Origin of the sequence: Bradyrhizobium sp. 159 (assembly GCF_023073795.1) — a bacterium.
GTDB lineage: Bacteria > Pseudomonadota > Alphaproteobacteria > Rhizobiales > Xanthobacteraceae > Bradyrhizobium.
Genome location: NZ_JADPKE010000099.1, coordinates 1 through 18,651, shown reverse-complemented (window position 1 = coordinate 18,651; position 18,651 = coordinate 1). Strand labels below are relative to the sequence as shown.

The 18,651-nt window shown below is 59.2% G+C and carries 11 protein-coding genes and 6 pseudogenes; 8 read left to right on the top strand and 9 right to left on the bottom strand.

Features of this window, described 5'->3' with window-relative positions; genetic code table 11:
- The first annotated feature begins 110 nt into the window (after positions 1–110).
- Entirely contained in the window at positions 111–437 is a 327-nt protein-coding gene (locus IVA96_RS30695) for a hypothetical protein (protein WP_247421153.1), read from the top strand.
- Positions 438–538: 101 nt separating this feature from the next.
- Complete coding sequence (locus tag IVA96_RS30690; protein WP_247421151.1) at positions 539–721, top strand: hypothetical protein; 183 nt, start codon at positions 539–541, stop codon at positions 719–721.
- Positions 722–1,403: 682 nt separating this feature from the next.
- Here the strand turns inward: IVA96_RS30690 and IVA96_RS30685 are convergent.
- Positions 1,404–1,883, bottom strand: coding sequence for a hypothetical protein (locus tag IVA96_RS30685; RefSeq protein WP_247421149.1), 480 nt, complete (start codon positions 1,881–1,883; stop codon positions 1,404–1,406).
- Positions 1,884–2,053: 170 nt separating this feature from the next.
- On the opposite strand from IVA96_RS30685, the gene IVA96_RS30680 reads away from it, so the two are divergent.
- Positions 2,054–2,947 carry a hypothetical protein gene (locus tag IVA96_RS30680; protein WP_247421148.1) on the top strand — a complete coding sequence of 298 codons (894 nt, stop codon included), beginning with the start codon at positions 2,054–2,056 and terminating at the stop codon, positions 2,945–2,947.
- Positions 2,948–2,951: 4 nt separating this feature from the next.
- Here IVA96_RS30680 and IVA96_RS30675 read toward each other — a convergent pair whose 3' ends face one another.
- The gene (locus tag IVA96_RS30675) at positions 2,952–3,164 is read right to left on the bottom strand and encodes a hypothetical protein (protein WP_247421147.1); all 213 of its coding nucleotides are present in this window, start codon (positions 3,162–3,164) and stop codon (positions 2,952–2,954) included.
- 31 nt (positions 3,165–3,195) lie between these two features.
- Positions 3,196–3,408: a hypothetical protein gene (locus IVA96_RS30670; protein WP_247421146.1), complete on the bottom strand. Its 213-nt coding sequence runs from the start codon at positions 3,406–3,408 to the stop codon at positions 3,196–3,198.
- A gap of 1,510 nt (positions 3,409–4,918) precedes the next feature.
- Between IVA96_RS30670 and IVA96_RS30665 the strand changes: the two are divergent.
- Positions 4,919–5,658: pseudogene (locus IVA96_RS30665) on the top strand (IS256 family transposase); the annotation flags it as partial.
- A 136-nt stretch (positions 5,659–5,794) separates the two neighbouring features.
- On the opposite strand, the pseudogene IVA96_RS30660 reads toward IVA96_RS30665, so the two are convergent.
- Positions 5,795–7,098 (bottom strand): annotated as a pseudogene (locus IVA96_RS30660) (IS1182 family transposase); the annotation flags it as partial.
- A 72-nt stretch (positions 7,099–7,170) separates the two neighbouring features.
- Between IVA96_RS30660 and IVA96_RS30655 the strand changes: the two are divergent.
- A pseudogene (locus tag IVA96_RS30655) lies at positions 7,171–7,624 on the top strand (transposase); the annotation flags it as partial.
- A gap of 298 nt (positions 7,625–7,922) precedes the next feature.
- Here IVA96_RS30655 and IVA96_RS30650 read toward each other — a convergent pair.
- From IVA96_RS30650 to IVA96_RS30640, 3 genes and pseudogenes are all read right to left on the bottom strand, one after another.
- Positions 7,923–8,111: a hypothetical protein gene (locus tag IVA96_RS30650; protein WP_247421144.1), complete on the bottom strand. Its 189-nt coding sequence runs from the start codon at positions 8,109–8,111 to the stop codon at positions 7,923–7,925.
- Between the two features lie 279 nt (positions 8,112–8,390).
- Positions 8,391–8,816, bottom strand: a pseudogene (locus tag IVA96_RS30645) (IS3 family transposase); the annotation flags it as partial.
- 353 nt (positions 8,817–9,169) lie between these two features.
- Positions 9,170–12,259: an EAL domain-containing protein gene (locus IVA96_RS30640; protein WP_247421142.1), complete on the bottom strand. Its 3,090-nt coding sequence runs from the start codon at positions 12,257–12,259 to the stop codon at positions 9,170–9,172.
- Positions 12,260–12,819: 560 nt separating this feature from the next.
- Here IVA96_RS30640 and IVA96_RS30635 point away from each other — a divergent pair.
- Positions 12,820–12,998: pseudogene (locus tag IVA96_RS30635) on the top strand (ATP-binding protein); the annotation flags it as partial.
- Between the two features lie 291 nt (positions 12,999–13,289).
- On the opposite strand, the gene IVA96_RS30630 reads toward IVA96_RS30635, so the two are convergent.
- The gene (locus IVA96_RS30630) at positions 13,290–13,865 is read right to left on the bottom strand and encodes an NYN domain-containing protein (protein WP_247421235.1); all 576 of its coding nucleotides are present in this window, start codon (positions 13,863–13,865) and stop codon (positions 13,290–13,292) included.
- A gap of 205 nt (positions 13,866–14,070) precedes the next feature.
- Here IVA96_RS30630 and IVA96_RS30625 point away from each other — a divergent pair, with 205 nt between their 5' ends.
- Entirely contained in the window at positions 14,071–14,832 is a 762-nt protein-coding gene (locus tag IVA96_RS30625) for a Crp/Fnr family transcriptional regulator (protein ID WP_247421140.1), read from the top strand.
- Positions 14,833–15,974: 1,142 nt separating this feature from the next.
- Here IVA96_RS30625 and IVA96_RS30620 read toward each other — a convergent pair.
- Positions 15,975–16,689 (bottom strand): annotated as a pseudogene (locus tag IVA96_RS30620) (trypsin-like peptidase domain-containing protein); the annotation flags it as partial.
- 973 nt (positions 16,690–17,662) lie between these two features.
- Between IVA96_RS30620 and IVA96_RS30615 the strand changes: the two are divergent.
- Positions 17,663–18,235, top strand: a complete 573-nt coding sequence (locus IVA96_RS30615; RefSeq protein ID WP_247421138.1) for an NADPH-dependent FMN reductase — start codon at positions 17,663–17,665, stop codon at positions 18,233–18,235.
- Positions 18,236–18,651: the final 416 nt, after the last annotated feature.

The window sequence follows — 18,651 nt, the reverse complement described above, 5'->3', positions numbered from 1 at the left end:
CGTGCCGTTGGACTACATCTAAGTCGAGCTCGATGAAGACGGTCAAATAGATTGGCTGTTCAAATGAGTTTCTTAGGCCGAAGGCAGGTGCTCTTTTCGAAGCGGGGATCATGAAAGGATGGCTGGCGGTTCTGATTGCAGTTGTTGTGCTGATCATCGGCGCACAATTCATATCGATCTTTGTCGTTCAACCGATCGGTGCACTTCCGGAAGGTCGCACCGTCATTTTGCTCCGTTATCCTTGGAAGGGCGCAAAGGGCTTGGCCTTTATCGATAGCCCAGATGCGTTCTGCGCACGAAATAGTGGAGGTGTTACGCTGCTATGCCGAGGCATCACAGCAGGAGCTATAGCTAAGAACGCGACGATTCTCGCTCGGCTTCCCTCTTCAGCGACACTGTACGGCATCAGCACAGGCGGCCGCACTTATCAGCGATAGAAAGCCCCCCGCCCGCGGTGGCCCGTCTGCGGCGTCTGTCGTCTTGCGTGGCGTGCGTCATATGCTAAACGGCGGCATCAACGTTGACGGGAGTCGCTGAGTTGCCCAAGAAGACAAAGAAAGCTATCCGCCGCGAGTGGACGAAGGAAGACATCAAAGAATTGAAGGCGCACTCCAAGGCCCGCACACCCGTCCTCAAAATCGCAAAGATGACCAAACGAACTGAGGCCGCGCTACGTCAAAAGGCGCTGACTTTGGGGATCGGACTCGGGCATCAGCGGTAGTTCGGACCCCGTGTCGACGATGCTCGCTGGTTTACTCTGTCGTCGACTATATCGGAGTTGAGCGGCGCACACTCTACTTCCGCGGGCGCTCGGCGCGCGCGTCAATATACAACGCCGCGGCAAATGTGAAGGCTAACGCCAACACGCCAACTCCTGCCGTAACCAACAGGCCTGCAAACATGGTTGACAATTATTGCTGCAGGCTCGGGGCGACAATTCACGTTATGCTACGGGCATGAAACAAACCGGGCGAGCGCGCACTTCCCCCGTGAATGTAGCACCTCGGTTACAGCATTCCCCAGTGGTCGTTGCTAGGCATCTGCGATCCAGAGGAGGTCCAGCATGTCAGCAGATGCTCAAAACCCCGACCGGGATGAAAACCGCGCGAAGGTTGTGCCTGGTTACACGGGTTTCCACCTTCCTCCCTCCAGTCTCAATGAGGCGAAGTCGGAAAAAGCGGCGGATGGCTCCACTGAATATTATTTTCCGGAGAAGTGGAGTTGGGGCGCGCCTAGGTCGTCCAAGTTTTGGTAGAAATCGGTCTCGCGCACCAACCGACGCGGCTACCCGCAATCATCCTCAGGCAAGATGACCGGCTCGGTGTCCGGGTGAGACAGAAGCGTGGTGTCGCTCTCGAATTTCCGCAGAACACCGAGCCCGCCGCGCTTTTGCTGATCGCGGCTCATCTCGCGAATTCCGGGGCAGCCTTGAGGAATATTTCGCCCAGTTCTGGTTGGGTCAAAAGCTCCGCATGAAGTGCGCAGAACCAAGCTTGAAGAATTTGCATCGCAACCGGCGACTTTTCTCGAAGCCTTAGGTAGTCCTCCACACAAACATAGAGAAGATATTCATTCTTGGTGTCGTCAAACTGATCGAGCGTCAATTGATCATCCTTGCGCGCGGCTTTGGTGCCACTTACATGCTTGAAACAGTTTCGGTATAAATTTAGCGCTGCGTAGATATCTTTCTTTGGGCGGCCCGGATGATCGCGCAGCAATAGTTCGGTCATTGGTTCGATCCCCCGAAGTCTGCACAGGCTCTCAAGCAATTCACGAGCATTACCGGCTAAAGCTTGAACGGAAACCGGATCACGGTCTTCAAAGAACAGATCAATTGCTGTCAGTAGCTGAGATCGTGCTACGAGAAATGGCGTAAGTGGCATGCTGTCTGGCCAGTCGAATCAGCGCGCGTTGATGCAGAACAGTATAGGAAAGTCGCCCCGGCCTGTGAATAACCGGGACAAACGCCCTGGCCCTCGTATTGCTACCCTGCATTGTGCCAGGTTGAGGGCTTCCGATTCGCCGCCGCCCGACCGCATTTGCCAATTTGAAGATGATGAAAAGAATCTCAGACGACAGAATTGCCGTTATTGGCTTGCTCGCGCTTGCGCTGTGGCTTTTTGTAGTATTGCCCCTTCACTATCGTCCGCCCTTGGTCGCCGCCACGCAGATTTCGCTCGGAGTGTGCTTCGTAATCCCGCCCGAAAGCGAGGGCGGTATATTCGGATTCGCCGAATTTGTGCAAGCTTTCGCATTGTTGGTCCTGATCTTTACGGTCAGCGGAACACGCTATCAATTCCGTGTTGAAACGGCCCCAATTCGACTGTGGAGTCTCACTTATTGGAGCTCAGGTTTAATCGGAGCCTTCGCGTTGCTCTCTGACTTGTGGTTCGCGCAACGCTATCCGCTCGCATGGTTTCTTTCGAGTCAGGCGTACTGGCAATTCACGCTAGGCTTGCTGTTTCTCTCGCTCGTTTTGATTTGGCTCTGGTACGCCTACATCCGTCCACCGCAGTTCGGAAGAGCTAATGCCTACAAGTTCACCGGCGCGGTTTATCACTACGTCATGCAAGGCGATAGCAGCGACATCTCTAGCGTCAACGTCGAACGTTTCTTGAAAGGCGCCAGCTTCAATACCACCAGGATAACCCATGCCTTTCTTGCTTGTCGTATGAGCCCGGCAAAGGCTATCCGGTGTTCCCGCTTGAATGGTCCGGCCCTGATGAGCATTGAGTTGTTGGCGCTATTGGCTTCGCGGTCACGTCGCAGACAGCCCATACTATGTAGTCTGCAGCTTGACCACCAACCGAGCCTCGATCCTCGCGCTACTCGCTATGCGCGATCGGTAACCAGACTGACCGATCCGTTTGCGGTAGCCGTGCGGGCACAAGGCTATTACCTCCGCAACCTGCGGGCCAACAGGTTGAACGTGAACACCCCAGACTGACCGGCTATCCCGTCGTTGCGCCGTCCAACCGCGCCAGCCCAGCCTCGATGACGACGATGTCTTCCTCGATCTGCCGGATAGTGCTCGTGCAGTCGATCCCGGTGCACGCGTTGAGGTCTGCAACCAGTTTTCGGCGCTGCAGCCGAAGCTCATCGAGAGACTTTTGGTCCTTGAGCGAAATGTAGCCCTCCACGATTAGCTCAATAGCACCTGACATCTCCAATACCTCCCGAGGCGCATTCATACCTTCAAGCAGAGATGATGTTTCCGGCTTGGCCTAAAATTACGGCTCTCCGCAACTCATGCCCAGCAGCGGTCAAATGAGACCCCACGATCAGACCGAGCCGTCTTAAGGTCAGGAGTGCAAGGGGCTCACACAGCTCGATGGAAAGTCCGGCTCCCAATACTGCAATGGCGCGTTGCTCATCGGCATCGAGATCAGCCCATGTAATGCGTTCCATCACACGCCTCAAATTTGTCCCCGCTGGGGATCATCTTAAAAGCCGAACGCCTGTTAAATTTGCCCGCAGCATAGCCAGGGCCGCGTCGGTGTACCGACCGTGCGTTAGATATTGATCCACCTGCGCTGTACTGATCAGCGCAACAACGAAGGCCGGGAAGCCCTTAAACATTGGAGCGTCTCTTGAAAGAGACCGCCAACCGGGCGTGTCGAAGTAATAGACTGTTCGCAGAATGCACTGCCGCATAATGCGACGATATGTAAATGGTGACAGTGACCAGTAACCAATCCCTTAACCGGCGCGAGGTTTGGAGGCGCGTGCCGTGGAAAGGGGAGGACGAGGCCAGGCGCTGCTGGGACCGCTGTCGGACTACGTGCTAAGTATCGGGAGGCGTGGGAAAGAGAATGAAGACCGAGCAGTCTGGCGTAGGCACGGACTTGCCCTAGACTGAGCGGCAAATCCATTTTGCTCGCCGCTGTCAGCTGCGCTACGCTGCGCCCCCGGCAACCAATGCATTTCGAGATGCGCTGCCTATTAGCCGCCCGACCGCATCAGAAACGGATCCACAGACAGAGCTAATCGGTCCGCCACTTGCGTCACCGACGTGGATTGTTTTTCGGGCGACGGCGAACGGAAAGAATTGACGGTCAGCCCAGTACAAGCGGCAAGAGCAGCTATCGCAATCGCAGCAAGATATTTGGTCCTCATTGTGATGATCCCCGTTATCGCCCTGAATTAACCGGGCACTGAATTAACCGGGCACTGTTATCGCCCTGGATTAACCGGGCACTCTCAGAAATAGTTCCCGAGTGCCGTTTGTGTCAGTTGAGCCGAAATCGCTGCAAGCGGATGGGTTGGACGCCCACTTCGGGTTCCTCGTCCGGATGCGAACATCGCGTCGCGATGACAGATCAACGGAGAAGGCCATGACGGAAGATAGCCAGTCTCAACCATCAAGCTGGTGGAGAGCTAGACCCTCACATCGTGATAGAAGCAATAGGTTGCTCGGCTACGGGCCGAGCTTACGAGCCTGCGATCAGGCCGCTTTGATGTGGCTCAAGGGAAATAGAAGGTCGTACATGGCGAGCGACGCAAGCTCAGGCAAGTGCATCGGCCTACTCGTTGGGTGCTTGCAGCGCCGCCTCCCATTCTGCAACGAAACCTTGCCACCCGTCCACATCATCCGAAACGCCGCTTCGATCTGGTGCTGCCGTTGCTCGATAAATCATGTCGGGCGGCCCATTTCAGAACACCCCGATCCAGGCAAAAAATGCAACTTCAATTAGGAAGGTGATGCCCATGATGGCGACAGTGAGAACTGCGTCGCCCGCCGGTACAGGGCTCATAGCGCGCCTCGCGTAGTTGCGAAGCGCCGTCGCCCAGAACCAAACACCCGGACATTCGGAAATGTTTCAGTTCCCGCGTAGCGGGCGGACGGCTTGGCGGTGGTCACCGGCAATTCGCCGGTAGGGTCGGGTTGCTGACACCAACCTGATTCGAGGAACCACCGATGACCGACGACATGATGAACCTTCGCGCGCTCGTGAAGAAGGCTCCTGACGCCGACTTGCTGCGTGAGATGATCGGCTTTGCCGCCCAGCGCCTAATGGAGCTGGAGGTCGCCGGGCTGACCGGCGCGACGAGAAGAGCCCCGAGCGTCTGGCGCAGCGCAACGGCTACCGCGACCGGACTTGGGAGACGCGTGCCGGCGCGGTCGAACTGCGCATCCCCAAGCTGCGCAAGGGCTCCTATTTCCCCGCTTCCTGGAGCCACGCCGGATGGCCGAGAAGGCGCTGACGGCCGTGATCCAGGAAGCCTATGTGCAGGGCGTCTCGACCCGCTCGGTCGACGATCTGGTGCAGGCGATGGGCATGAGCGGGATCTCCAAGAGCCAGGTGAGCCGGCTCATGCGGCGAGATCGACGACAAGGTGAAGGCGTTCCTCGCCCGCCCGATCGAAGGCGATTGGCCGTATCTGTGGATCGATGCCACCTACGTGAAGGTGCGCCAGAATGGCCGCATCGTGTCGGTTGCGGTAATCATCGCAGTCGGCGTCAACATTGACGGCCGGCGCGAGATTCTGGGCATGGATATCGGCCCGTCCGAGGCCGAGACGTTCTGGACGGCGTTCCTGCGCAAGCTCGCCCGCCGCGGGCTTCGCGGCGTCAAGATGGTGGTCTCCGAGGCCCATGAGGGCATCAAAGCTACCGTCACCAAGGTGCTCAATGCTACCTGGCAGCGCTGCCGCGTGGGGTCGTTGAAGAAGTGGCCAATAGACTTCGCGCGATGCAGCGACCAGCCCCGTCATGGCCCTCGCGTCAAAACCCGCGCTACAGCGCGATCTGAAGCCGCAAACGCACTATGAGAACAATCCAAGGCAGAATAAGCGCAAGGAGAGCGGCTGCCAGCCGCTTGAGGTTGATGGCGGCGGCTGTCAGGTAGGCCTGGATCTTCATGTTTGGCAGACCACGCCGTATGGCGCGCGCCAGTCCGTGCCAGGTCTTGGCTTCGCCGTGGAAGCCCTCTGAGCGCCAGCGATGGCGCTGATAGAGCCGTCGATCCTGTCTGCTCCATCGCTCGCGACGGCGGCGGGCGCGGAGCAGTGCAGGATAATCGTCACCGATAACGACCGCTTTGTTAACCCGCCCTTTCGATAAGCAATCGCCCTTGAGCGGACACCGGGCACAATCCTTCGCCTTCGAATAGAAGAAACGGCCGTGCTTGATGGGTCGCGCGGGGCGCAAGATACGTCCTTGCGGGCACTTCAAGATGTCGTGCTTGGCATCGTATCGGAAGCGTCTGAGCGGTACGCGGCTCTTGATTGGTTCGGCTTTAGCTGGGATCAGGGCGTCGATGCCGCGCCGCTCGAGCGCACCGTAGACTTTAGCGTAGGCATAGCCGGCATCCGCGGTGACCGTCTTGATGTCGACGCCTGTCACAGCTTCAACCTCATCGTCTTGCGGCTCGATCATCTCCCCTTCGTTCGTTTGTCCGGTCGTAACCGCGACGTCCAGAATGACGCCGACCTTGTCATCGACGGCAGTGTGCTGCTTGTAAGCGGGCTCCAGCCGCCGGTTTCGGGCATTGGTGGCCATTGTCGCATCCGGATCGGTGGTGCAAATCTTCTTGTACTTGCCGCTCTGCCGGTCCTTTCTCTCGAGTTCGCTTTCATCCTCACCTTGATTTTCGCTCAGCACATCCATCACATGCTGCTCGGTGAGGCTGTCCCAACTCACGTGGCGCGGATCAGCGACGCATCGATGTGAACCACTTCGGCTGTTGCGATCTTGGCCTTCAGGTAGGCCTCGACCGTGCGTTTGAAGATCCTACGGAATCGCTCTTCGCCCCAGCGCTGGCGGATGCGCGTCAGGCTTAAATGGTGCGGTAGCTGCTCGTGCAGGCCATAACCAGCAAACCAGCGAATGGCGATGTTGACCTGAGCCTCACGGATCAGCTTGCGATCGTGTACGATCCCGGTGAGCAGACCCGCGAGCATCAGCCGTACCGCGGCTTCCGGATCGATGCCTGGCCGACCGTCGTTCGCGCAATAGCAGTCGGAGACCTCTTCCCTTAGCCAAGACAGGTCGAGCACACGATCGACCCGCGCCAGCACGTGCTCATCTGGGACGAGCTGTTTCAGCGAGCCCGTGATGAAGAGCTCCAACTGATCCCGCTCCTTGCGCCCCAGCATCTCGTTTGCTCCGCCGATCGCCAATCGCCGACGAGAACGGAATCAGCCAATTGCAGCTTTTTCAACGGCCCCCGCGTGCACTTCATGCGCAACGTCCTGGCACATGCCGGCAAGAGCGGCCGGCGTGTCGTCTCCGCCTTCATCGCGACCGCCTTTGTCCAGGACGATGCCGAAGCGGCCAGCGCGCAGTGGCGCAAGGTCGCCGACCAGCTCCGTCCCAAACTGCCAAAGCTTGCCGCCTTCATGGATGACGGCGAGCACGACGTGCAGCCTATATGAGCTTCCCGGCTCAGCACCGCGCCAAGCTGCACTCGATCCGATCGAGCGCCTCAACGGCGAGATCAAGCGGCGGACCGAGGTGGTCGGCATCTTCCCCAACGAGGACGCCATCGTCCGCTTGGTCGGCGTGATCCTGCTCGAGCAAAGCGATGAATGGGCGGCCCAACGCGCCCGCTACATGACACTGGAAACCATCGCACCATTGAGCGATGATCCCATCGTCGGCCTACCCGCCGTGGCAGGCTGATGCCTTCCGACCCGCCAGAGCATCGGCGGTGACATACCGTCAACTACACCACGCCACGGGGCACGATCAGCGGGCTCGGCGAAGGTCCGCCAAGGGGGCCAAAAGCGGACATCAAATGACCGAAGGGTGCCGGAGGTCCTTCGGCCCTTCGGCAGGTGTATTTACGCACGAACGCCTCTTCTGAGCCAATAAGGGAGCGAAGAACCGGCGCGGGCAGATCGACCCGCCGTGCTCAAAGGCCCCGGAGACCTTGCGGACACCTTCCGTTAGGAGGCCGCGACGGATCTGCAGCTTGGATTCATCCTTTTTGTTTCTCTTCTGCGCTTTTTCCATCCGAGCTTTTCGAGCGCTCTTCGAAACGATCAGCCCCCTTAGCTAAATCGTGCCCCATCTTGCTCTCGTTTTTGGCTTCTTCCTTGGAAGTTGCTTCACGCAAGCGTTCAGCGGCCCGTTCCCCCGCCTTTGATGATTTTCGTTCGTCATCCATTGGTAGCTCCTTCCTGATAAGACGCCTCCCAGGAAGCTCGCTGGTCTATCCCGGATTGGACGTACCAACGTTCCAATCAGATCACCTAGACATAGTTCCCGATTCCGTTGACGCTCTTAGTCGAGCCGCGGCACATACCAGCCGAAGCACAGGCCGGCATCGATGCGCTAAGCACGCTGCGACGCGGGCCCAACAGCGCTCGAATGTCTGCCTTGGGTCTTGGTCGTGTAAAAACGCCGGTCCCTAGGCTGAGCTGCTGCCGGTTTGATGGACACCAGGTTAAGCTAATCCCACCTTGCGCTCGAACTCAACCGGGCTGAGATAGCCGATGGTCGAGTGCCTGGGGATCGTGTTGTAAAATCTTTCGATGTAGTCGAACACATCGGCTCGTGCCTCGTCTCTGGTTCGTTAGATCTTGTTGCCGGTCCGTTCGGTCTTGAGCGACGAGAAGAAGCTCTCCATCGCCGCGTTGTCCCAGACGTTGCCGGAACGGCCCATGCTGCAGAGAATGCCGTGGTCGGCCATCAAACGCTGGAACTGCTCGCTGGTGTACTGACTGCCCTGGTCGGAGTGGTGCAACAGGGCGTCCAGCTTGCCGCGTCGTCAGACAGCCATCAGCAGGGCATCGGTTACCAACTGAGCTGTCATGGCGGCGCTCATCGACCAACCCACCACCCGGCGTGAGAACAGGTCGATCACCGCTGCGTAGGTGTCCTTCGAACTCTGCGGCCCGAGTTCGTCCAGGCGATGCTGGACGTACATGCCGGTCCGCGGGCATTTGAAGATGATCTGTCGCTGCATAGCGCTGATGTTGCGCCAAACGGCAGTCGTGTGAAACTGCGGTTGATTACTTAGCCCCCACAGATCAGAAGGAACTTACCCTAGCTTCCGCTCCGGCCTGGCCGCCGGCTTCCCGGCCGCAGCTCCCTTCGGCTCCTTGCCCCTCGATCAGCACTGCCTTGCGCGACTCCTGAAGCGCCCCTCGACCAGAGCCGCGGCCGTGCGATCCTGGCCGGTGATCACGAGAGAATGCCGCAATGCAAAGGCTGGCAAATCCCCTACTGGCCGATTGCTGCGGCCTGAAGCGGGAGCCTCTTGCCTTCCTTGGCCGCTGCCAAGGTTCGAGGTCGGCCAATCAGATACCCCTGCATCTCGTCGCACCCTTCCTGCAGCAGAAGCGACATCTGGCCCTCCGTCTCGATTCCCTCCGCCAGCACAGGGACCCCAAGTCCGTGCGCGAGGCCGATTACGGCTCGCACGATGGCGAGCGACCGCTCGCTCTCGCCCAGCGCCGCGACGAACGATCGGTCGATCTTTATGCGATCGAGGGGAAAAGCCTCCAGGTAGGACAGCGAAGAATATCCCGTTCCGAAGTCGTCCAAAGCGATGTGAATGCCAAGCGCCTTGAGCGACTGCATCGTCCTTTTGGCCCGCCCGATGTCCTCGATCAGCACGCCTTCGGTGATTTCCAACTCAAGCCGCGAGGCGGGCAAGCCGCTCTCGCGCAAAGCCTTCCGAACGTGAGCATCCAGGTTCTCCCGGCGGAACTGCGCGGCCGATACGTTGACCGCCACCCTGAGAGGCTGGCGCCAGGACGCGGCCTCCCTGCAGGCTTCCATCAGTACCCAGTCGTCGATCTGGGCGATCGAGCCGCTTTGCTCGGCGACCGGAATGAACTCTCCAGGCGGAATGATGCCGCGAACCGGATGGCGCCAGCGCACCAGCGCCTCGTAGCCCTTCAGGTTGCCGCTCCGGTGCTGCTGCGGCTGATACTCGAGGAAGAACTCGCCACGCTCGGCAGCCACGCGCAGATCGTGCTCCAGCGCGCGACGGTTGCGCAATTGCTGATCCATCGCGCTCGTGAACAGGCGGATCGCTCCCCTTCCCTCGTGCTTCGCGCGGTAGAGGGCTGCATCGGCGTTGGCCAGCAACGAGACGGCATTGTCGGCGTCTCGCGGATACAGAGCGATGCCGACACAGAGATCGATCCGGAGCGCATGCCCGTCCACTTCGATGGGTCGTTCGAACTGGGCGCGCATGCGCGTGGCCAGCAGTTCCGCCGCTCCCGGCAAGGGCAATTGATCGATGATGCCGATGAACTCGTCGCCGCCGACCCGCGCGACGTAGGCCCCATGCGCAGCCTCCTGAAGGCGCCTCGAAGTTTCCCGCAGCACCGCGTCGCCGACCGCGTGGCCGAAACGGTCGTTGACCTCCTTGAAATGGTCGAGATCGATGCAGAGCACGGCGAAGGCGCTTCCTGTGATCTGCGCTCGTTCGATCACAGACCCTAAGTGCTCGTCCAAAGCGGTCCTGTTCGGCAGGTCGGTAAGCGCATCGTGGCAAGCCAGATAGCTGATCTTCTCCTGCGTCCGATTCCGCTCCGTCACGTCAAATACGACGCTGACGTGGGCGGTGCGGCCTTCGTAGACCAAGGGTCGCGACTCGATCACGACCTGGATCATTTCGCCACACGCGGTTTTGTGCAGATTGAAATCGCGGTCCGCACCGCCGGGCTCTTCGCACTCGAGCTGCCGCTCGACCATCGTCAGGAGAGCTTCGCGGGAATAACCATAGTGTCGGCACATTGCGCCGTTCACGGCGATCAGTCGCCGCGTCTTCGCCTCCGCCACCCACATCGGAAGTGGGTTCTCCTCGAAGAGAAGCCGGAAGGAGGCTTCACGCCGCTTCAGGTCGGTGATGTCGATCCGAACGCCGATGCTACCGCCATCCGCCGTGCGCCGTTCCTCGACCCGCACCCAGCGATCGCCGGCCAGATGCTGTTCGTGCGAGTATCTAGGAAGTGCATGCCGGGCCAGACGCTCGGCCAGCCACTCATCCTCGCAGCCGGCGGCTTCGGGGTATTGCCCGCTGGCCAATCCCGCGCGCAGGATAGCTTCGAACTGCGCTCCGACTGCAAGTGCGCCGCGGCTTGCAGCGTAGAATTCAGTATATTGGCGGTTCCACAGAACCAGCCGATCGTCCCGGTCGAAGATGGCAAGACCTTCGGGCACGACGTCGAGCGCTTCGGTCAGGTGGGTATGAGCAGCCCGGGCGGCGGCTTCGGCTTCCTCCGCCGCCACTTTCGCTTGTGCAAGCGCCATCTCGGTCCGGTGCCGCTCCGTGATGTCCTCATGGGTTGCGACCCACCCCTTGCCCGGCATCGGGCGATGCCGGATGCGCACGATGCGCCCGTTGGTCAGTTCGACTATCGTATCGGAATTTTCGGCGATCACAGGAGAGCTGTTGCGCCAGACGAGATAATCCTTTTTCGACATCTTGGGCGCGCTGCCGACCGAATAACGGAGATCGACGATGTCGTTCAGCTTCATGCCCGGCCGGACGAGTTCAGGATCCAGATCGTACACCTCCAGATACTGCCGATTGCAGACGATGAGGCGCTGGTCCTCGTCGAAAAAGCAGAGACCCTGCGACATGTTGTTGAGCGCCCTGTCGAAGCGCTCGGCGAGACCCGTCGCGGTCTGCTCCGCGACGCGCGCGCGCTCGCCTTCTTCGGTCAGCCGGCGGTGAGTCTCGACCAGTTGGACGAAGGACCGGAAATTGGTGCTGATCATCCGGCCGAGCAGGACGAGCAGCAGCAGCAGATTAATCCCGAGCGAGATCATCATTCCCTCGCCGGAGAGCAGCAGCACGGTCGCGATCGGGGGACCGGCGATGATCATCGTCAGCAGGGAGGCCGGAGGAAAGCTGCCGAGGCAATATGCGGTGCCGACGCAGCCCATGAAAACGAGCAGTGCCACCGGGGCGCGGAGGCCGGGATCGACGACCCCCAACAGCGCCAGGATCCAGAGCACGAAACCCGTGTTGAGCACGATCGCGACGAGACGGGTTCGGGCGAGCTGGCGGAACGCCTGCTCGGGGGTGAAATCGGCGCCGTTCATGCGGGCCCACTGAACCAATCGAACCAAGCAGATGGCAAGGAGTCCTGCCGGGACCCCAAACCGCAGCCACGGCGAGACGGTCGACGGGAGCACCAGCCCCACGCTGATGCTGTCGATCAGCAGGACAGCGTAGAGAACCGGCACCTGTTTCCGCAGAACCCGGAATTGCTCGACGAGCAGCGAGCGACCGAGCGGGTCGGTCGTGTTGCCGACGGAGAAAACGCCGCGCATTCGCGAGAGTAAGTCCATCGAGAAAGTCCCCAGCCGATCAACAAGCTAGGAGCGGAGTGTCGAACGACACGTAAAGGTAACGGTCCGCTCGCAGCGAGCGTGAGAGTTTGGTGATTTTCGGATTAACGGTTCTGTCGAACTTGCGAAGGAGTCGGCTAAGGACCTTACCTTTATACCTCGCCGAGCCGAGCTCCCCGCTAGGCCGACTTCCGCCGGCCTGGCCGCAGGGCTTTTGGCTGCGGACTAGGCTTCTTGCCTCGATGGAGCCGCGGCCTTGCGCGGCTTCTTGGTCCGCCCTTCGGGGCCTGACGCGGAGTTGGCTGCGAGAGCAACTCCGCCAAACGAGGACCGGCGCTGCGGGTTGAACGACGACAGACAGAATCCGCCTCGGCGGTCGCCTGGGCCGATTTCTGTCCCGGGTTAGGCGGTTTCAGCGGGCTGTCCGCCCACTTGCAGGCTGTCGGGTCGTGCAACGGATCTTGGTCGCAAGCGGTACAGATGTAGCGCAGCCGGCCCTCGGCGACATCGTCGGGCACGCCATCATGGGCTTGCCGCAAGCCGGGCACCTTCCGGATCGGACGGTGTTAGGAGACGCCAAAATGACCACCGCGCTGCTCGACCGGTTGGCCCATCACTACGACATCGTCGAGACCGGCAACGATAGCCGGCGGTTCAAAGCAGAGACAACGATCACGCCGCCACGGCCTTACCAAGCGACCCAGAGGACGCCTCAGCCGATGCGGCATCCATGCGCTGATGAGCGATCAGATGGCCGGACGGGTCGCGCAGAGACGCTCACAGCGCGGAAGCCGACCTCGCTCGAGAAGTAGAGCAGTCGATAAAGTCTATTGGCCTCTACTAGGATGATCGCCAGGCCCGATCCCAACACCTTGGAAGTCTTCCAGAACAAACTTCGAGCGACTGCTTACCGAAAGTGCGTCGGACCTAGCGGCGTGGTCTGAGACGCCGTAGTCAGAAAAGTGGGCGCATGAGCGGGCCGGAGTTCGAGACCCTCACGGCACGCTTCCGACTGCCACTCCACGTTCGATCACGACCTTGGGTATCTGAAATTTTCCCCTATCGTTAATCTTGTCGGGCGCAGCGCACGTCCAATCCTTGGCTGTAGTTCCCTGATATCGCAAAAGACGTCGGCCTGCCGTCGCAATTCGTCGGCGATCATTGACGGCTGAGTGGCAAGGCTGGACACAACGGTAACACGGACCCCGTGACGCTGCATCGCCTCCACTAGCGAACGCAGCTCGCCGTGTCCCGAGAACAATACCATTTCATCGATGTGATCTGAGAGCTCCATAGCATCGACAGCAAGCTCAAGATCCATGTTGCCTTTGACCTTGCGACGGCCGCTCGCATCTAGGCACTCCTTCGTGGCCTTCGTCACCACGGTAAAGCCGTTGTAATCGAGCCAGTCAAGCAAGGGACGGATCGAGGAGTATTCCTGGCCCTCAATGAGCGACGTGTAATAGCACGCGCGCACAACCGTCCCTCGGGCTTCGAATTCCTTAAGCAGGTACTTGTAATCGATATCGAAGCCAAGCGCCCTTACGGTTGAATGAAGATTGGCACCGTCAATGAACAGCGCGATTTTGCTGGAGCCAGAGGGCATCAAGACGTGACCTGCGTTCATGCTCGGCTTGAAAGATGCTCGTTGAGCTGGGATCGAAACACGGAGCCTAGGTGATCTAACATCATCAGGGCTGAGGTGTCGTCCGGCGTTAACTTAAGTGCGACAACGCTTGTCAGTTTTTTTTGTACGAAATCGTACACTTCGATGCTTGGCTTGCTCAGAACGTAATAGGACTTTCCATACGATGTCTGACGTCCGCAACAGATTGCTGCGTTTGCTTCCACGTGATGAACTCGAGCATGTTCTGATGCTCTCGGAAGAAGTGCCGCTGATGAAGCACCAGCTTCTTCACCGCTACGGCGTTCGCATGCAGCACGTCTACTTCATAGAGACTGGTCTTGCGTCGGTCGGTGCGAAGGTGGCGCCGCAAAAGTTCGTTGAGGTGTGGCTGATCGGCTCCGAAGGGCTCGTCGGAATACCTCTCGCTTTGACGACAAACCTGCACCCGATGCATCGCCGAATTGTGCAGGTGGCGGGTACGGCTAATCGGCTCAGGGTGGATCGCTTTCAACAGGCGATTGCTGACCTACCGACGTTTCGCACGGTGGTGCATGCCTACATCGGTTCCGTGCTTATCCAGACCGCCCAATCAGGAGCTTGTAATACGTCCCATCCGCTACAGCAGCGTCTTGGGCGATGGCTCCTGCTCGCTCGCAATGCCCTGGAATCTGACGAGATCCCTCTCACGCACCAAGTGCTGGCTCAGCTTCTCGGAGTACGCCGCGCAGGCGTCACGGACTGCCTTCTCCAACTTAAGCGGGATGGACTCATCGAAATGATGCATGGGCGCCTTGTGGTTCGCGACCCCTTTCGGCTGGCTCAGATCTCCTGCCATTGCTGGAGCTTGATAGAACGCGAGTACAAACGCCAACTCCTTAATAGGTGTGCTCCGAACTGTGGATCATTGGTAAATAGGATCCGCCGGCCACCTGCAATGTCAGACTAAAATAGCTGGTTGCCACGGTGTTGCAGTTGGCTCGCAGTCTCGCCCCGGTTCCTCCGCCAAAATCCGTCGCCATCGGCGTCAAGGCGCCGTCATTCTCTCCGCGCGCGGTGACGCGGCGACTCCATGAATATCGGGGTTTCAATTGAGTTCGGGCATCCCTTTCCGCGCGTTATTTGCAGGATGGCGCTTTCGGGGATCATAAAGGGGCGTACCGCCCGACGGGCCGCACGAGGACTTGGAGCACAGGAATGGAAGAACAAGACGCTTTGCGCGTGATCCGAGTTCTTATCGATCATGGATGCGAACCCAACGCGGATATTGCCAATACGATGGCGCAGGCCTGGTTCACAGATGCCGGTCTCAATGATGAGGAATATGAGCGCGGAATTGGGTTCGCCGGCGACCACGGATGGATAGTTCTAAGTCGAGGGGGAAGTTTCAGATCACCCAGGCGGGATTTATCGCTGCCACTGAGTGAGTGTGTCCCAAGGCAAGACTGGAGGTCGCGCCAATGTGCCGGCCCGACTTCGCCGCATCGATTGCTACGTCAATTCGGTCCAGTTTCCGAGTTTCCCATCGGGATATCCTATCGCAGCGAGAGCTCGTGTGTCCATCAATTGAGGCGGGCCGGCCGCCCGCGCCGCGCGCTCGCCCGACAATGCGTGGACCTTTGCCGATCAGGTGATCGCACCCTTCCATGATCGGGGACTTGAGCCGCGAATCGCGCGCAAAGCGCGCGAGCTCCAGATAGCCTTCGGCTTAGTCGCGGCCGAGGAAGCATCTGCATCATTCCTGCCTCTGTGCAGCAGTGGCGCGTCGAAAGCTTTCGATATAAGCGGCTGGTCGAGCCCGCAACGTCGCCGATCATCACGAGGTATCGTCTGGGCGACGGGACGCCGGAGCTCAACTTGATTGCCGCCGGGGCGTGATACGGCGCACGTATCAAATCTGGAGCTACGCCGACGCTCTGTGCCGTTTCGACCCCTTCAAACCCTGATCTTCAATTGCTTAGATTGGAGAACTCGCGCCAGCGAACGCAGGCGCGAATCACTACCAAAAGAGGACACTTGGCGCTTAAAACCTTGCTTCGCGGCATCTGGTCCGGGCATGGAAGAACGGGCTCCTCATGATCCGCCAGATGATTACAATTCATCGCGTGCGATACCACGTCGATCTGCATCCCGCGCAGCGCCGTCGCGCCTTAGGCTGAGGCGTATGGTCTTGCCAACCCCGAGTTGCTCAATCTGATCAGTGAGGTCGGAGAGGCGACGCACCGGTTTGCCTTCGGCGGCGGTGATGACGTCACCGAGGTTGCCGGATGAGATGTCGATCCCGCGGATTCCGGGGCGTTCGGCCGGCGCGGTGCGCACGACGATTAGACCCTCGGTACCCAAACGAGTGGCAACAGCCTCGTTCGCGGCGACGATTCTGATGCCCGGCGTCGGCACACGGTGATTGCGAATCAGTTCGGGAACGACACGGTTGACTATGTCAGCCGGAATGGCGAAGCCGATGCCTGCATTGGAGCCCGACGGAGACAGGATTGCAGTCTTTACCCCGATTAGTCGGCCGGCGGAATCGAGCAGTGGGCCGCCGGAGTTGCCCGGGTTGATCGCGGCGTCGATCTGGATCACGTTTGCGATCTCGCACCCGCTGCTGGTCGGCAGCCGCCTCTTAGCGGTGATAACGCCGCTGGACTGATCGAGGCCGAAGGGGTTGCCTAATCGCGAACGCAAACTGGCCGACCTTGAGATCAGCGGAGCTGCCGATCGCGAGAGCCGACGGCAAAGTGCGCGCGCTCCTGATGCGTAGCACTGCCAGATCGTAATGTGGTGCCGTGCCGACAATCTCAGCGCGCGAAGCGGCAGACCAGAGCTCGAGGTACATTTGCCCTGCGCAGTGAATGAATGGAGCTCGCCGCACCAACAACCAAGCGTCGGATCGGCCACACTTTCCATTGTCTGTTAGGTCTCGACTGTCATGAGCGCTCCAAGCATAGAGAGGGGCGCTCGGCCTGCATCTGGCGCCGTACGGACGACAATGTCGGCCATCGGAATTCGCCGACCAAGTTGGCGCGACGTGATCGTGAACCGCCCTATTCTAAGTTGCATCGCGCCTGAGGGCGATGCATCGGACTAATCACCTCTCGAGTCTGATAGGGATAACTGCGCTACTCTCCGGCTGCGTCGAGTCCGAACAGCCACTTCGAAGCAATGCGGAGCCGATCAATGGTTCTCAATTCGAGCTGCACATCTACGAAAAACTATCGGAGGGCAAGGCGCCCGCGTTCCACACCGTCAACTATAGCTGGAAGGACGGAAGATACGTTAGAGCAAGCGGTCTATCGCGAGAACTTGCGATGCCTGGTTGTTCAACCGCTTGGACAGAGCGACGTCATTGTCCAGGGGTGGGGATAGCGAAAAGCTCTTCAACTATTGGTTAGGACGAAAGCTCGTTGAGGGCGTGTATCTCATCTTCCCGGTGAACGAATCCGACGCCGACCCTGCAATACGCGATAAGGCCTGCGCGAAAGATCAACCGGAAAGGGGTTTGCATGATCAAATCATACGATCAGCTCGCCCACTTCGCTCGGGCGGACCGCATCCAAGCCGGTGCGAGATCCCGTGCTCGGTATCGTCCTGCAAAACGACAAAGGAAATTAGTTTTCGGTACAATCAACAACCCTCTTGGATCATCCACATGGATCTTGAAAGGCTGGCAAACGAAACCTCAACGGCTGAACAGGCCGACCTGACGAAACGACCCAGGTTTCGTGTCCACGCTTTCCCGCCTCGGGCAAGCTTCTAGTACCCAAATCAGGAGTATCGCCATGACGACGCATAAGGTCGGCCATCTGATTGGTAGCCTCGCGAAGGGATTGATCAACCGCAAACTGGCGAAGGCGCTTGTTCGTTTGGCACCCTCGGAACTCGAAATGTCGGAAATTTCCTTCAATGATCTGCCGCTATACAGCTATGACTATGATGCCAATTATCCGCCTGTCGGCAAAGCATTCAAAGCAGCTATCGCAGCCGTCGATGCTGTGTTGTTCGTCACACCAGAATACAACCGATCCATACCCGGGGGACTGAAGAATGCGATCGACTGGGCGAGCCGACCCTGTGGCAGCAACTCATTTGCCCATAAACCCTCGGCAGTAATCGGCACGTCGCCAGGCGCGATTGGCACAGCCGTCGCCCAGCAGAACCTTCGCAGTGTGCTCAGTTTCTGTAACTCGCCTCAGATGAACGCGCCAGAGGCCTACATCCAGTTTACGCCTGGTTTAGTCACTGATGACGGCGAGGTCACAAACGTTGGGACTGCGGAATTCCTGCGAAATTTCATGACGGAATTCCATGCCTTCATTGCTCGCGTGCGTTCTGTGTTGCCGAAAAATGCGTAGGTTGCTTGGGGCATCATCGCATGAGGAAGTCGGTCGCTAACGTTCGGTAGCGCTGGCTCTCTGCCGAGACGCCAGGTTTTGCATCGGCGCGGTTAGCGTCTACCGGTAGCCTTCGAGTCTTGCCATGGACGCGTCGGGAAACCGTTCCGCACGACGGACACAGACCAACGCGTCCAGACGCCCGGACCACAATAACGGCCTTATCGCCTTCGTAGTACGCACTCTCTACAACAAACCCACGCGGCACCAGACTGGAGCGCTGGAGTGCTTGCTGCATGGCGCTGATTCTCCCCAATCAAAGCGCCAGACATCCCCCAAACTGCATCAAAAGTGATGGTGTGGAACGGCCCTTCGAACCGGCATCAAAAGTGCCTAACGTGGTCGCTTCGAGAGGCGCCACAAAGGAAGGACCGTTC